This window comes from Prochlorococcus marinus str. GP2 (genome assembly GCF_000759885.1).
Lineage (GTDB): Bacteria > Cyanobacteriota > Cyanobacteriia > PCC-6307 > Cyanobiaceae > Prochlorococcus_A > Prochlorococcus_A marinus_J.
This window is the reverse complement of the sequence record NZ_JNAH01000002.1, coordinates 69203-84592: the sequence shown is the minus strand read 5'-3', so window position 1 is coordinate 84592 and position 15390 is coordinate 69203. Positions and strand designations below refer to the sequence as shown.

Genomic DNA, 15390 nt, shown 5'->3' with positions numbered 1-15390 from the left:
GAAAACAGTTACTTAGTTTGAATAATTTTTTTTTAAAAACAAACTTATTGATAATATATATCTAATTTGTATTTATGAAAAACTTTTAGAAAGTACTAATTTGAAAATGAATAATATCCGCACAATCAAAGGTGGAAGTAATTTACAAGGAAAAATAAAAGTACCTGGAGATAAATCTATCTCACATAGAGCTTTGATATTAGGAAGTATTGCTGAGGGTAAGACTACTATTGAGGGATTTTTACATTCTGAAGATCCACTTTCAACTGCTGATTGCCTTAGGAAATTAGGTGCAAATATACCAGAAATAAAAAAAGGTGAGTCTTTTACGATTTCAGGCCTGGGTCTTGATGGAATAAAAGAGCCTAAAGAAATTCTTAATTGCGGGAATTCGGGAACCACTATGAGGTTATTAATGGGGTTACTTGCCGGTCAAGAAGGTAAGAATTTTATTTTAACGGGGGATAATTCTCTTAATGAGAGGCCAATGGGAAGAGTGGGTAAACCATTATCTTCAATGGGGGGTAAGATTTTTGGTAGGGAAAGAGGAAATAAAGCCCCAATCTCAATTAATGGAAATAAACTTAAAGGATGTGTCATTGGAACGCCTGTAGCAAGTGCTCAAGTAAAATCTGCAATATTATTAGCAGGCCTTAAAGCTTCTGGGACCACTACTGTTATTGAACCAGCATCCTCAAGAGATCATACCGAAAGAATGTTAAAAGCATTTGGAGCACAGATAAGCATTAGAGGAGAGTTTGGGAGGAATGTAGTTATAAAGTCAGGAGGCAACTTAATTGGGCAGAGAATATTAATCCCTGGAGACATAAGCTCTGCTTCCTTTTGGATGATTGCAGCATCTATTGTTCCAGATTCAGAGATTTTAATTCAGAATGTCGGATTAAATCCCACTAGAACAGGGATTTTAAATGTAATGGATTCAATGGGGTGCGATTATCAGATTTTAGATAAATCGACTGTTGCAGGAGAACCTATTGGATCTATTAAAGTAAAAACTGCAAATAATTTAAGATCATTTACTATTGAAGGTGATATTCTCCCAAAACTGATAGATGAAATTCCTATCCTTACTGTGGCTGCATGTTTTTGTAATGGAGTTTCTAAAATTAAGGATGCTCAAGAATTAAGAGTTAAGGAAACTGATCGATTAAAAGTAATGGCAAGACAGTTACAAAAATTCGGTGCTGAAATAAAAGAAAAAGAGGATGGGCTTATTATTAATGGTCAATCAAAATTTAATTCTGCAGAGGTTGACAGCGAGACAGATCATCGAGTAGCAATGAGTCTTGCAATTGCTTCACTTCTTGCCAAAGGTACCTCAAAAATCATGAGGGCAGATGCTGCTAGCGTATCGTATCCTAATTTTTGGGAAGACCTTGCCAAACTTATTATCTAACTTAAAAAGTTTTTGTCTGAATTAATTGAAGTTTTAACAAAGGACGGGAGTTACTCATTAAGAAGTGTATTTTTTCAAGAGAATTTTCATAGCATATTAGGAGCATTTGAGGAGACAAAATCAAAGTTTATAGATACTTCTAATTTGGAAAGATTTAAGGGTAAATCTCTTAATGTTTTGGATATATGTTTTGGTTTAGGATACAATTCCGCTTCTTTAATAAATGAATTAATTAAACAAAAATCGTATTTAAATTTGTATGCTTTGGAGATTGATAAAAAACCTCTTGAATATTCGCTTAGAAATGAATCTTTTCTGAAATTATGGGCTCCAAAAGTCAAAACAATATTTAAATCATTGTATCGAAAAGATTACTTTGAGGATCAATTTTTTAAATGTAATCTTTTATGGGGAGATGCTAGAAAAAAAATCACCATTATTCCTTCATCAATTAAATTCGATCTAATTTATTTAGATGGGTTTTCTCCTCAAAAATGCCCACAAGTATGGACAATTGAATTTTTATCTAAAGTTTCAGAAAAACTCAATTCTCAGGGTTATTTAATAACTTATTCTTCTTCAGCGGCAGTAAGAAAAACTTTAAGAAATCTTGGATTAGAGATTTTCACTATTAAACCAAGTTTTAATAACAAAACTTTTTGGAGTCAGGGAACTGTCGCAATATCAAAATTTGACAAGAATAAATTGAAACCCAATTTCAATTTTGAAAAGCTATCTTTGATGGAAGAGGAACATCTCTTAACTAAAGCTAGTATTCCATATAGAGATCAAGATTTAAACTCAAGTAAGGACCATATAATCAAGAAAAGATTAGATGAGCAATTATTATCAAATTTATTATCTACAAATAAATGGAGAGAAAAGTGGGGAATGACGAAGTTATCCCTCAAGAGTTAGATTTAAATAAGTATTTTTAAAAAACATGTTAAGTGTTGCGATCTTAGCGGCAGGCAAGGGCACTAGGATGGAAAGCTCATTGCCAAAAGTTTTACATAAGATTTCTGGCAAAAGTCTTCTACAAAGGGTAATTGATTCATGTGTTGAATTAAAACCTGATCAAATCTTTGTAATTACAGGACACAAATCAAAAGAAGTACAAAAGTCGATTCCAAATGATAAAAAAATCCATATTATTATTCAAGAACCTCAATCAGGAACCGGTCATGCTATCCAAGTACTTTGTAGAGAAGTAAAAAAACACGAAGGAAAACTTTTGGTACTTAACGGTGATGTGCCACTCATTAGGCCTAGTACTCTAAAAAAGCTTTTATATTTACACAATTCAAAAAATGCTGATGTTTCTTTAATTACTACAAAGAAAACAAATCCTCATGGGTATGGCAGAGTTTTTTTAAAGGGGGATTTTATAGAGAGAATTGTTGAAGAAAAAGATTGCAATGATTTAGAACGAGAAAATCCTTTAATAAATGCAGGTATTTACTGTTTTAACTGGGGTAACTTGTCAGAAATAATTAATACTTTGCAAAGCAATAATAATCAAAAAGAAATTTACTTAACAGATACAGTATCTTTGCTAAAGAATTCCTTAAGCCTCGAGGTAGAGGATAATGGAGAGCTTCAGGGAATTAATAACAGAATTCAACTATCAAAATGCGAGGAAAATATTCAGAATTCAATTAAAGAAAAGCATATGCTTAATGGTGTAACTTTTGTAAATAAAGCAAGTTGCTCAATTAGTGAAGAAGCCGAAATTGGTAAGGATGTAACTATAGAGGCTAATACTCATATAAGAGGCAATGCCAAAATAAATAATCATTGCATTATTGGACCAAATACTTTTATTGAGAATTCTAATGTGGGATTACATTGTGAAATTTCAAACTCTACTGTTTATGACTCTCAGATAATGGATTATATTAAAATTGGTCCATATAGTCATATAAGACCAAACTCCAAAATATCTTCCTTTAGCAAAATAGGTAATTTTGTTGAAATCAAAAATAGTCAACTAGAGGAGGAATCTAAAGTAAACCATTTAAGTTATATTGGCGATTCTATTATTGGAAGATCTACTAATATAGGAGCGGGTACTATTACTGCAAATTTTGATGGTCAGAAAAAACATCAAACAAAAATTGGTAAAAATTCCAGTATTGGTGCAAATACAGTTTTTGTTGCGCCAATAAATCTTGGGGAATCAGTAACAACAGGTGCCGGTTCAGTTATCACCAAAGACTCCAAAGATAATTCATTAGCAATCTCAAGAACTAAACAAGTTAATATAGAAAATTGGGAAAGAAAAAAATCTTGATCTAATTAATTAATTCAATAATTTTCTCAAGCTGCCAACATCTGCTTCCTTTTATAAGAATAGAATCACCTTTTTTTGTAGATTTGTTTATCTCTTTAGGTACATCTTTAATATTATTTAAAACTAAAAATTTTTTATTATCTTTTAGATAATTGGTGTAAATTTTTTCATTTTTTTTATCGCAAATAAATAAACATTTTTCTATGTCTGAATTATTAACTAATTTGAATATCTCTTTATGATATTTTTCAGATTCATCTCCCAATTCTTGCATACTTCCAAATATGAAAAATTTATTTCTCGGTTTTTCAAGCAGGTTTTTAATACATGCTTTTACTGACTCTGGCGAAGCATTATATGATTCATCATATATTGTTGTTTTTACTGATTTAAGAATTTTATTCCTTCCACCTAAACTTACGAAATTAAATTTATTGAAACTCTCAAAATCAATCCCTAGCTCTTTAGCAACTGCATAAGCATATAAGAAATTTGAAGCATTATGAAATCCCTCTAATGAAATTTCAAAGGTATTTTCTTCAATTAAAATTGTTTTATTCAAAGGATTATAAAATCCACACAAATAATCAACTTTCTTAAAACTCTCCTTTCGATTTTCTATATTTAATAGTCTTACTTTTTTCACTCTACCTTTCCAAAATTCTTTTAAAGTTATCTCTAGAAATGGATCATTTGCTGGAATTATTACAACTCCTTTGGGATTTAAGAACTTACTAATTTCACACTTTGCATAAGTAATATTTTTTTTCGAGCCTAACAAACCAATATGAGCTGTGCCAATATTAGTAATAACTGCTATATCGGGTTCACTAAATTTAGATAAATTCTCGATCTGTCCAAGACCCCTCATCCCCATCTCAAGAACTAAAACTTTATCTTCAATATCTGTAGCAAAAATAGAAAGCCCAACTCCGATCTCATTATTAAAATTTGCATGAGATAATTTAATTCTTCCAAGTTTATTTAAAACTCCACCAATCATTTCTTTTGTTGTTGTTTTACCAACTGAACCAGTTATCGCAACAACAGGGATATTTAATTTTTTTCTTTTTAGCAATGCTAATTTCTGAAATGCTTCTAATGTATCTTTTACAACCCAATAAGGAAAATCACTAGGAAGTAATTTCTGCATCCCTTTTTTAATTACTACTGATTTAACTCCTTTATCTAAAACCTCTGGAAGAAAACTATGTCCGTCAAAATTTTTACCCTTTATAGCTATAAAAAGATCATTTTTTAGTAAAGTTCTACTATCAATACTTATATTTTTAAAATTATAAAAATCTCTTTTCCTCTCGCTTAGATTTTGAATATCCCCCAAAACATTGTTTAATTCTGATAAAGAGAATTCCATTAAATAATTAAGTCATACTTTTTTTAAAGATGGATCAGCTGATTGTCCGTAAGAGAACTTTTCAACTTCAGCAAAATCTGGAGATGGTTCTTTTATTCCACAAACATCTTTATACATAATTTCGTATTCGAGTGCAGATCTTTGCCAACTAAACTCTTGGCTCATTGCTCTTTTTTGTAATAATTCCCAACTATCTTTATGCCTAAAAGCCTCCCAAGACCTTACTAAAGATGTATAGAAATCTATAGGCTCAAAGCGATCAAAGCAAAAACCTGTACCACTATTATTTTCTGGATCATGAGGTAAAACTGTATCAACTAAACCTCCTACTCGCCTTACTATTGGAATAGAACCATACCTCATAGCAAGTAGTTGACTAATACCACAAGGTTCGAATCTACTTGGCATTAAAAATGCATCAGAGCCACCATATATAAGTCTTGACAAAGAATCATCATAGGTAAGAAATACAGAAAATCTTCCTGGGTAATCTAGTGCAAGTTGCCATAATCCTGACTCTAAATATCTATCACCAGTCCCTAAAACAACTATTTGCGAGTCTGTATATGCTAAAAGTCTTCTTGAAACTTGTAGAAGTAAGTCAACACCTTTCTGATCAACTAACCTACTTACCATACCTAAAAGATATTTTTTAGGATTTACCTCGAGACCCATTTCTCTCTGCAGAATTTTTTTATTTTCTAGTCTATTTTCTAAATTCTTAATACTAAATTTTGCAGGTAAAATTGGATCTTTGGCTGGATTCCATTCATCAAGATCTATGCCATTAAGAATTCCCCTTAATTTACCTGAAATGTAATTAAGTAATCCTTCAAGGCTTTCCCCGTATTCATGAGTTTTAATTTCATCTGCATAAGTCGGAGAAACTGCATTGACCCTATCTGCGTACAACATTGCCGCAGCCATTGTGTGGTCTCCATGCATATACCAAGGACACCAAGTCATTTTTTCAAGTTTCCATCTCCAAGGGCCTTGGTATTTTAAATTATGAATTGTGAAGACAGTACTAATTTCAGGGTCCTGATGCATCCACACAGGAATCATTCCAGTGTGCCAATCATGGCAATGAAGAACTTGAGGTTTCCAACAATTCCAGGCGAATTCTGCAGTAGCACTAGCAAAAAATGTAAAGCGCCAATCCTCATTTTCGCCTCCGTATATTTGGTCAGAGTCAAATGTTGGATGCCCCACTAGGTAAATCACATAATTATGAATGGGATGTTTTGCTTCATATACGGCGAAATCAGTACCCATTGTATTTGCTCTAAAGACTGGTTCATTCGACACCTCCAAAAGACTCCACAATTTTCCATATCCTGGAATTATCACCCTTACATCGTGACCAAGTTTTATCAAAGATGGAGGTAACGAACCAACCACATCTCCCATACCTCCAACTTTAATCATTGGAGCACATTCAGCAGCGGCAAGAAGAATTCTCATTGATAATTATTTAAAAAGTTCTTTTGAAAAATAAACTAGGGTGTCCACTTATAGTCAGAAAAGTCTGGTGGACGCTTTTCAAGAAAGGCATCTCTACCTTCTTGAGCTTCTTCTGTCGAATAGAATAATTGAGTTGTGTATCCAGATAATTCTTGAATACCCGCAATCCCATCATTTTCCGCATTGAATGAAGCTTTAAGAATACGAATAGCAGTAGGACTATTTCGTAAGATCTCTCTTGCCCAGATTACACCCTCAGCTTCTAATTCTTCAATCTTTGTAATTGCATTTATCAAGCCCATCTTAAGAGCTTCCTTAGAATCATATTTTCTACATAAAAACCAAATTTCTTTTGCTTTTCTTTGACCAACAAGTCTTGCTAAATAACTTGATCCAAAACCCGCGTCAAAACTACCGACTCTTGGACCTGTTTGACCGAATATTGCATTTTCAGAGGCGATACTGAGATCACAAATCAAATGAAGCACCTGGCCACCTCCAATTGCAAAACCAGGAACTAAGGCAATAACCACTTTAGGCAAACTTCTTATTAATCTTTGAAGTTCAAGTACATTTAATCTCTGCTTCCCTTCATCATTTTTATATCCATTTTCACCTCTTACACTCTGATCACCTCCAGAGCAAAAAGAATAAATACCTTTCTTATCAGGTCCCGCACCTGTAAAGAGTACTACGCCTATAGTTTCATCATTTCTTACAATACTAAATGCATTAATAAGTTCATCTACAGTTTGTGGCCTAAATGCATTTCTTTTTTCAGGCCGATTAATTGCAATTCTCGCAATTCCCTCATCTGATTTGTGAAACAATATATCCTCATAAGATTTACATTCTGACCAATTTAAAGTTGTTTTACCAGGTAATACTTTCATGAAAACTAATTTTTTAAAGATAGAAAATGATAAATTTAACTGCCAATTATTTTTTCTAGCAGGGCATTTTTTTCATTAATTTCATTTTCTGGATCAATATCAACTTTAATTATTACAGATTTCTGTATGGAAATGCTCCAATCGAATGCCTCTCGTAATTTTTTAAAATTTGTCACACTTTTAAAGTTTACTTGATAGCCATCTGCGAGTTTTGGCCAGTTTATTTCTTTTGGCATAAGAAAAAGTTTTTTTAATTCATCTTCTTTTAAATTTTCTCGATAAATACGATTAAATATATTTCCGCCATTATTATTTATCAGAAGAATTGTTAAATTTGTGTCGATTGAATTTTCAATCAGCCAACCGTTTATATCATGAATAAAAGCCAAATCTCCAGTCACAAGAAGTAGAGGACTTTTAATTCTAGAAATACCTAATGCAAGAGATAAAGTACCGTCTATGCCAGAAGCCCCTCTAAAGCTGAAACAATTTCTTGTTAAAGTACCATTCTCAGAAAATGTAAGCCAATCTCTAATCGGACTACTCGCGGAAAGCATTATAGGATTTTCAGCTGGCCAAATTTTTGGAACAAGATTTGCAAGCATATACTCAGTAATTTGATTATCTTGAGAAATTTTCTCTTTTAAAATTTCTTTAATTTGCTCTCCTTCCTCTATAAGATCTTGAGCCACTGGAGTAAGAGCCTTTTTGTTTTTTTTGTTAATTGATAATTCTTCTAACAATAGAGTAGTAAAATTTGATAGCCCAGAATCATATTCAAATGATTTTTTTATAGGGTCCAATTTTCTATAGTTTTTTTCTTTTATAAGAATTTGTATCCCGTCGAAGTTTATTAAAAACTTCTCCAAATCAATTGAGGATGACATAGGGCCAAGCCTCAAAAGTTGATGACAATTTATAGAACTATTATTTTTTCTTAAGACTAATTCCCAATTTACAACTAACCCTCTCAAATCAGAATAAACTCCTGAAATAGGATCAGCAAATACTGGCCAACCTGTAATTTCTTGTAATCTTTTTAAAGATTTATTGAAAGAAGGTAAATCATTTATGGAACCTTGATAGGGACCTACCAAAATAATGCCGGATTCATCTAAATTTAACTTTTTTGAAATTTCTATGAATTTGTTTTTATCAGACATTATCTCAACTTCATGAAAAATATATTTTTTCTTCAAATAAATTCTCTCAAAAACCTTTAAAACATTTTTTTTATTCAAAGATGAAATATTTAAAGGCTTTTCAATAGGAATATTTAAATGAATAGGACCAGGGAATGTTGATATTTGTTTCTCAGTAATTCGAACTAAATTCAATATTTCATTTTCTTGTGTTTCATGAAGTCCATTTAGATTTGTACTTAAAACCCTTCTGCAGACCGAACTCAAAAAATCTTCTTGATTTACCGTTTGATTAGCGCCACAATCTTTTAATTTTAAGGGTCTATCTGCGGTAAGAAATATAATACCTTTACAAGATCGGTCTGCCTCAACAGCTGCTGGCAATAAGTTACTCACGGCAGTCCCAGAAGTTGTAATAACTAAAGAAAGATTACCTGATGCAGATGAAATTCCAAGAGAGTGGAATCCCGCCGATCTCTCATCTATTGAATTAAAAATATTTACCAGTCCTAATTTATTTAATTCTCCAGCAGCTATTGCTAAAGGTGCTGATCTACTACCAGGACAAAGTATTAAATTTTGAACTCCTATTTTTATAAGAAGATTCAAAAGTTGTAAACTTCTAAGAAAATTTTTGCATTCAATAGATGATGTCATAATTAATATAAATGCTTTGAGATTTTCCTTATAACTGAATTAAATAAAACATGTCTACAACTCAAGAAAAACGAAATTCAATACTAAAGGATTTAAAAAATCTTTTAATCTGGATATCTATAGCTTTAATTATACGATGGCAGGTTATAGAGCCAAGATGGATCCCATCCGGTTCAATGCTCCCAACTCTTCAAATACAAGATAAAATTCTTGTTGAGAAGGTAACCCCCAAAATCACATCCAAATCAAATCTTTCAAAATTAAAAAATAAAATAGTTGTTTTTAACGTACCAGAAGAATTAATTAATGCTGGTTATGAAGCAGATACTGCACTAATAAAAAGAGTAATTGGAGTACCTGGAGACAAGGTAGAAGTAAGAGACGGTAACCTTTACCTAAATGATATCGCTCAAAAAAATTACGTTTTTGACAATAATATCAATTATTCTGTAGGACCTTTTATTGTCCCTGAAGAGTCATTATGGGTGATGGGAGATAATAGAAATAATAGTATGGACTCACATATTTGGGGATTTTTACCCTATGAAAAGGTTATAGGTAAAGCTATTTTTAGATATTGGCCGTTTAATAAAATTGGACCTATTCGGTTCCCTGCCCTTAATAATTTAGATTAATGGGTACGTGATGTTGTAGGGTTTTTATATCTTGAAGTTGTAGAAATGTTTAATCCAGAATTTCTCGCTACTGAAAATAATGATCCAAACGAGGAAAATGATTTAATCCAATATTTACAAAAACAATCTCCAGAAGTTTTGCAAAGAGTAGCAAAATCAGCTAGTGAAGATATTCAAGAAATTATTAGACATAATGTTCAAGGTCTTCTTGGAATGCTTCCTTCAGATCAATTTGATGTAAAAATTACATCTTCAAAAGACAACATTGCTAATTTATTATCCTCTGCAATGATGACAGGATATTTCTTAAGACAAATGGAGCAAAGAAAAGAGCTGGAACAAACTCTTAAAAATGATGAAAACATGTCTATTGAGGAATAATATTTTTTAAAGATTTACTTCTTCAGGAATTATTCCTAGTTCAAACAACTTTTTATATAAGCCCATTAAAAATTTATTATCCTCAGGAAGTTTATCCCACTTTTGGGAATTAATTTCATTAATTAATTTTTGACAATCTTCTATTGTAAATTTTATAGGTGCCGTAAAATGAGCTGGAATTAAATATTCCATATCTTCAAAAGACTTGATATTTTCTAACCATTTAAGTAAAACTTCTTTTGAACGCGGAAAAATTAATTTCTGTAAAACTGGTGCAATTTGAATCTTAGGAGTATCTTTACCCATTATTTCAACAAGAGAGGATTCCCAATCTTCGTCCCACAAAAAGGGATAAATTCCAAAATGAGATCTCCAATTTCTAAGATCTTTTTTGAATGAATACTTAAATATTTTTTTTAAAGGTGGAATATTTAATTTACCTGGTTTCAAAAAAGATGAAAATAAGACTAACCTTTTCCATCCTTTTTTTCTTTGTTCGATGGAGTCAATCAAAGGTTCATCTCCTCTTTCTCTAGAATGGAAAAGAAGTGGAGTTGGATCAAAATTAAATATCTCAGGTGGTGTGGAATCTATTCCAACTATTGCGTCTGTTACATGAAGAGTTTTCGTAGAATAATGGAAACAGCTTATCTCCTGATATCTTCCTAGTCCTAAATTCAGTGGGCCTAATGAAGACCATTTAAAGGAGTTTGTATGTGGAGTACCTTCCTCAAACAGTACTCTTGATCTTTTTGATGGAATTCCTAAAAAATCTAGTGGTAGATTTATGGGAAAACTCCATTGTCCAGGACAAAGCCAAATTTCTGCATCTTTAAAAACTCTTGAAAGAGCTGGCAGTCCGATTTTATGTTCTAGGCCAGAGGCACTCGGTAGAATTATTGTTTTAACTTTACCGTGAATCGCAATTAATTTTTCTAACTCATTTATTAATTCTTTTGTCGGAGGCAATGGATTTATTAGCATCAATCCATTATCAACCTTTATTACAGTCATTCTTATTGGAACCGCAACATAATAAAGTCCCTGTATTTGTTCCAAAGACCAAATTTGATTAGGAATTAATTCTCTTAAAATTGTTTTCTTTTTCCCATAAGGATATAAAGGGAATAATGGCCACCAATTCCACTTTTTATTTATAGTTTCTTCCTGCACTATCATTTATACCCAGAAAATAATTTCTTTAACTTAAATATTCCGTATCTTGGAGCGAATAAAAAAGCAAATAAAAATATAAAAGTTTGTGCTAAGACAATTGATCCACCTGTTTCAAGATCAAACCAAAAACTAACATAAATTCCTATTAGGCTTGAGATAATTGCACTTAATACTGAAATTACCGTCATATTATCAAACTTATCCGTAAGTAAATATGCTGTAGCACCTGGTGTAATCAACATTGCAACCACCAAAATAATTCCAACAGACTGCAAGCCCACAACAGCTGCCAAAGATAAGCATGTGAGAAGTAAATAATGAAGAAAAGATACATTAATCCCAACTGTTTTTGCATGCCTAGGATCAAAACAATAAAGCATTAAATCTTTTCTAAAAATTGATAAAAGGATTACTACCAATAAAGAAATGAATATAGTTTGTTTTACATCTGAAAGAGATATTCCTAATGGACTACCAAAAAGAATAGAGTGCAGATCAATATTACTTTTAATCTTAGAAACCAATACGATTCCAAGAGCGAAAAATCCAGTAAATACCAACCCTATAACAGTATCTTCCTTAACTCTAGATTTCTGCTTAATAAACCCTATCAATGCTACAGAACCAACTCCGAAAATAAATGCCCCTAATGAGAAAGGAAGACCTAATGCATAAGCAACCACAACACCAGGCATTACTGAATGTGACACTGCATCTCCCATTAAAGCCCATCCTTTAAGAGTCAAATAACTTGACAGAAAACCACAAACAGCTGCGACTAATGAACTCATGAGAAGTGCTTTTCTCATAAAGTCATGAGTTAAAGGATCTGTTATAAATGAATCTAAATTTAAAAAAGAATAGAGCTCCATATAATTTAAAATTTAGGATTCAGGTCCAAACAAGAAATCAGGTGAGATCCCCCCAAAAGTGGTTGTAATATTTTCAGGGGTAAACACTTCAGAGGTTTCGCCATAAGCTACAACAGTTTTATTTATTAAAAGAACCAAATCACAAAATTCACGGACATGCATCATATCGTGCGTAGATAATAATATAGTTTTACCCTCATTTTTAAATTGAATAAATAATTCTGAGATAAGTTTCTCAGTTCTTATATCAACACCTGAAAAAGGCTCATCAAGAAGTAATATTGACGCTCTTTGCGCAATTGCTCTAGCTAAAAAAGTTCGTTTTCTCTGTCCTCCAGATAAGTTTCCAATAGGTGTAGATAAATGATCAGTAAGATCAACCCTCTCAATAGCATCTTTAACCGCCTGAATATCAGACTCTCTAGGACACCTAAAAATATTCATCGAACCATATCTTCCCATCATCACTACATCCCAAACACTTATTGGAAATTGACTATCAATTCCCTCATTTTGAGGCACATAAGCAATTGTCTGATCTTTTTGAGCAGATCTTACAGACTCCCCATTTATTCTGATTTTTCCCTTTGAAATATTTACAAAGCCTGTTAAAGCATTAAAAAAAGTTGTTTTACCAGCCCCGTTCATCCCTACTAACCCACAAATCTGGCCAGGTTTCAATCTTAAATTGGCATCATACAAAGCCACCTTACCGTTGTAATCTACGCAAATATTCTCCGCATCAATCCTAAAGTTTTGATAATTGATTGTTTCCATAATTCAAAAAAGCCCTTTTTTAATCAAATCCAAATTATGCTCAAGCATTTTTATATAGGAACTAGCAGGCCCACTATCGTCAGATAATGAATCAACAAAAAGATTTCCTCCAAAATTAGCCCCAGTTTCGTTTGCAACAACCATTTGAGATTCGTTACTTACAGTACTTTCACAAAATACAGATGGGACATTTTTTTCTTTAACTAGTGAGATTGTTCTTGTCATTCTTTTTGGAGTAATTTGACTCTCAGCATTAACTGGCCACAAATAAACTTCCTCTAATCCATAATCATTTGTTAAATATGAAAAAGCACCTTCACAACTTACTAGATACCTCCTGTCATTATTTAAGTTATTAATAAAAAGTGAGAATTCTTTATCTATCTTAGAGAGTTTATCTTTATAAATTTTTCCATTTTCTTCAAAATATAGCTTTTTAGACGGCCTCAATTCTGATAAAGATTCCACAATAATATCTACGTATAGGATCCCTCTTTTTGGAGAAATCCAGGCATGAGGATTAGGTTTCCCTTTATAAAAATCTTCACTTATAAAAATAGGATCTAAATCTTCCGCTACAGTAATTCTTTTAACTTTTAAATTAGAAACAAATTTTTCAGCCCATAATTCAAATCCAAATCCATTATCAATAAAAACAAAAGCATTAGATGCATTTACCAAATCGCTTGGAGTTGGTTGGTAGCCATGAACTTCAACTCCAGGTTTCGTGATTGATCTAACAATAAAATCATCTTTAGCAACATTACTAATTATGTCCGCCAAAACAGTAAAACTTGCCAGTATTACTTCTTTAGTTTCATTTTTATTTGATATTTTCTTACATGAGCCTGAAGCAAGAGAAAGCAGAAGTAACAAACTTAAAAAAAGAATATTTTTTCTCATATTTAACATTCATCCTTAGATTATGAACTAAAAGATAGTTTCATAAGTGGTTTTCTTAGATCAGAAATAAATCCTTTCCAATTTATTTTTTCTTTTTGAAAAGCTTTTTCAACAATTTTCTCAGAATTTTTCTTTATAAAATCCAAATCAGGTTCTTCTACTCCTTTTGTTATTGCCATGAAATCAGCCAAAGAGCTTGATACTACTCTTGTTAAATAAGCAGCACTGACAGCCTGAAATGTTCCAGAGACAAGCCAATTTGGGCCATGTAATTTTGTTATGCCAATTAAAGTCTGTCCACTCCACTCAATAACTCCCTGAGCAATTGCAGTCTTTAATATCTCTTTAGATACTTTATCTAAAATTTCTGGAGACCAATTACATCCCCATATAGACTTAATTTCTTTAATCATTAATGAATTTAGTACTGTCATTCCCATAACATCAATTGATGGTATAGGAGATAAGAAAACAGTTGTAGCGACAATAATTTGATTTTTTCTTTGTATACCTTTTAATTGCATTCTTCTTATCCCTTCAATTTCTGATTGCCAGGCAACATGAAGTTCTTTCAATAGCCTTTTTTTTGTATTTTCAATATTTTTAGATGAACTTATAAAAAACTTCCTTAACGAAAAAGGAATGTTTATTATTTCATTCTTATTCACATCAAAAGTAATAATTTTATTTATAAAGTCACTCGAAATTTGAGACTTTAGGTCCTCTATCTGATTTTTGGCTTCTATTTCGTTGGAAGTTAAAGCCCCCAACCAGATTGGTATATCTTTAGGAAACTTTTCCAACCACAAAAAGTCATTTGCCGACAAAGGCAAGTTTATAAAATACAAGATTGCATCACTCTTCAAAACTTCTTCTGGAATAACTTGATAAGAATTATATTTAGGCAGTTTTTCGTATAAATCAAAGTCAAATTTATCTGCTTTAAAGTGACTTTTAAAAACAGAATGACATCTTTGATAATCATTTTGACCTATGCAACTTATTTTTTCTTTTTCACATCTATTAAGAATCGATTTAAGTATTTTTTGTCTTTTTGAATTCTGTTTTTCTAATTCATTTGTTGCTTCAAGTTCTTCAAAAAAATTTAAATCTTCATTACAGAGATTTATCCAACCATCTAAATTATTTGGCTCATTAAATTTAGGCTTATCATTCTTCAGGTAAAAATATCCCCCCAAACACAACGCAAAAAATCCTATTGAGCCTCCTGCAAAATGAATTAAGTCACTGACAAACCATTCCCCAAAACCTAACAATAATAAAATAATAAGAAGATTTTTTTTTGGAAACTTTATGTAATCCTTTAAAAGGTTGTCTTTACTAATATTGAACACAATACTTTTTTTTTCTAGTTTTATTTTAATGCAAGTTGTGAATGAGAAAA

At 31.8% G+C, this 15390-nt stretch carries 14 protein-coding genes; 5 read left to right on the top strand and 9 right to left on the bottom strand.

What is annotated here, in order from left to right; translation table 11 throughout:
- Positions 1-100: 100 nt before the first annotated feature.
- From aroA to glmU, 3 genes are read left to right on the top strand one after another with little or no spacing between them, the layout of a single operon-like run.
- Positions 101-1417 carry a 3-phosphoshikimate 1-carboxyvinyltransferase gene (aroA, locus tag EU91_RS07835; RefSeq protein ID WP_193741576.1) on the top strand — a complete coding sequence of 439 codons (1317 nt, stop codon included), beginning with the start codon at positions 101-103 and terminating at the stop codon, positions 1415-1417.
- Between the two features lie 12 nt (positions 1418-1429).
- Positions 1430-2335 carry a tRNA (5-methylaminomethyl-2-thiouridine)(34)-methyltransferase MnmD gene (locus EU91_RS07840; RefSeq protein ID WP_032523740.1) on the top strand — a complete coding sequence of 302 codons (906 nt, stop codon included), beginning with the start codon at positions 1430-1432 and terminating at the stop codon, positions 2333-2335.
- Positions 2336-2360: 25 nt separating this feature from the next.
- Complete coding sequence (gene glmU, locus EU91_RS07845) at positions 2361-3710, top strand: bifunctional UDP-N-acetylglucosamine diphosphorylase/glucosamine-1-phosphate N-acetyltransferase GlmU (protein ID WP_032523739.1); 1350 nt, start codon at positions 2361-2363, stop codon at positions 3708-3710.
- Between the two features lies 1 nt (position 3711).
- On the opposite strand, the gene EU91_RS07850 is transcribed toward glmU, so the two are convergent.
- The 4 genes from EU91_RS07850 to menD are packed head-to-tail and all read right to left on the bottom strand — an operon-like array spanning position 3712 to position 9241.
- A complete protein-coding gene (locus tag EU91_RS07850) occupies positions 3712-5085 on the bottom strand; it encodes a UDP-N-acetylmuramoyl-tripeptide--D-alanyl-D-alanine ligase (RefSeq protein WP_032523738.1) in 1374 nt (457 codons plus the stop codon).
- Between the two features lie 12 nt (positions 5086-5097).
- On the bottom strand, positions 5098-6549 hold the full coding sequence (gene glgA / locus EU91_RS07855; protein WP_032523737.1) for a glycogen synthase GlgA: 1452 nt from the start codon (positions 6547-6549) through the stop codon (positions 5098-5100).
- 35 nt (positions 6550-6584) lie between these two features.
- On the bottom strand, positions 6585-7442 hold the full coding sequence (gene menB / locus EU91_RS07860) for a 1,4-dihydroxy-2-naphthoyl-CoA synthase (RefSeq protein WP_032523736.1): 858 nt from the start codon (positions 7440-7442) through the stop codon (positions 6585-6587).
- Between the two features lie 35 nt (positions 7443-7477).
- A complete protein-coding gene (gene menD, locus EU91_RS07865; RefSeq protein WP_032523735.1) occupies positions 7478-9241 on the bottom strand; it encodes a 2-succinyl-5-enolpyruvyl-6-hydroxy-3-cyclohexene-1-carboxylic-acid synthase in 1764 nt (587 codons plus the stop codon).
- A gap of 50 nt (positions 9242-9291) precedes the next feature.
- Between menD and lepB the strand changes: the two genes are divergently transcribed.
- Together lepB and EU91_RS07875 are read left to right on the top strand one after the other, a co-directional pair.
- On the top strand, positions 9292-9876 hold the full coding sequence (lepB, locus tag EU91_RS07870) for a signal peptidase I (protein WP_032523734.1): 585 nt from the start codon (positions 9292-9294) through the stop codon (positions 9874-9876).
- Between the two features lie 45 nt (positions 9877-9921).
- Positions 9922-10257, top strand: coding sequence for a DUF760 domain-containing protein (locus EU91_RS07875; protein WP_002807143.1), 336 nt, complete (start codon positions 9922-9924; stop codon positions 10255-10257).
- A 6-nt stretch (positions 10258-10263) separates the two neighbouring features.
- On the opposite strand, the gene EU91_RS07880 is transcribed toward EU91_RS07875, so the two are convergent.
- The 5 genes from EU91_RS07880 to EU91_RS07900 are packed head-to-tail and all read right to left on the bottom strand — an operon-like array spanning position 10264 to position 15340.
- The gene (locus EU91_RS07880; RefSeq protein ID WP_032523733.1) at positions 10264-11436 is read right to left on the bottom strand and encodes a DUF4336 domain-containing protein; all 1173 of its coding nucleotides are present in this window, start codon (positions 11434-11436) and stop codon (positions 10264-10266) included.
- On the bottom strand, positions 11433-12305 hold the full coding sequence (locus tag EU91_RS07885; RefSeq protein WP_032523732.1) for a metal ABC transporter permease: 873 nt from the start codon (positions 12303-12305) through the stop codon (positions 11433-11435). The genes EU91_RS07880 and EU91_RS07885 overlap by 4 nt, the downstream gene beginning before the upstream one ends.
- 12 nt (positions 12306-12317) lie before the next feature.
- Positions 12318-13082, bottom strand: coding sequence for a metal ABC transporter ATP-binding protein (locus tag EU91_RS07890; protein ID WP_032523731.1), 765 nt, complete (start codon positions 13080-13082; stop codon positions 12318-12320).
- A 3-nt stretch (positions 13083-13085) separates the two neighbouring features.
- Positions 13086-13985, bottom strand: coding sequence for a metal ABC transporter substrate-binding protein (locus EU91_RS07895; protein ID WP_032523730.1), 900 nt, complete (start codon positions 13983-13985; stop codon positions 13086-13088).
- 20 nt (positions 13986-14005) lie between these two features.
- The gene (locus tag EU91_RS07900) at positions 14006-15340 is read right to left on the bottom strand and encodes a YcjF family protein (RefSeq protein ID WP_032523798.1); all 1335 of its coding nucleotides are present in this window, start codon (positions 15338-15340) and stop codon (positions 14006-14008) included.
- Positions 15341-15390 lie beyond the last annotated feature (50 nt).

Bases quoted from the DNA above. Each gene is read 5' to 3' on its own strand.
- EU91_RS07895 (WP_032523730.1), bottom strand. From the start codon at position 13,985: ATGAGAAAAAATATTCTTTTTTTAAGTTTGTTACTTCTGCTTTCTCTT.
- menD (WP_032523735.1), bottom strand. From the start codon at position 9,241: ATGACATCATCTATTGAATGCAAAAATTTTCTTAGAAGTTTACAACTT.
- EU91_RS07890 (WP_032523731.1), bottom strand. From the start codon at position 13,082: ATGGAAACAATCAATTATCAAAACTTTAGGATTGATGCGGAGAATATT.
- glmU (WP_032523739.1), top strand. From the start codon at position 2,361: ATGTTAAGTGTTGCGATCTTAGCGGCAGGCAAGGGCACTAGGATGGAA.
- menB (WP_032523736.1), bottom strand. From the start codon at position 7,442: ATGAAAGTATTACCTGGTAAAACAACTTTAAATTGGTCAGAATGTAAA.
- lepB (WP_032523734.1), top strand. From the start codon at position 9,292: ATGTCTACAACTCAAGAAAAACGAAATTCAATACTAAAGGATTTAAAA.
- EU91_RS07885 (WP_032523732.1), bottom strand. From the start codon at position 12,305: ATGGAGCTCTATTCTTTTTTAAATTTAGATTCATTTATAACAGATCCT.
- glgA (WP_032523737.1), bottom strand. From the start codon at position 6,549: ATGAGAATTCTTCTTGCCGCTGCTGAATGTGCTCCAATGATTAAAGTT.
- EU91_RS07850 (WP_032523738.1), bottom strand. From the start codon at position 5,085: ATGGAATTCTCTTTATCAGAATTAAACAATGTTTTGGGGGATATTCAA.
- EU91_RS07875 (WP_002807143.1), top strand. From the start codon at position 9,922: ATGTTTAATCCAGAATTTCTCGCTACTGAAAATAATGATCCAAACGAG.
- EU91_RS07880 (WP_032523733.1), bottom strand. From the start codon at position 11,436: ATGATAGTGCAGGAAGAAACTATAAATAAAAAGTGGAATTGGTGGCCA.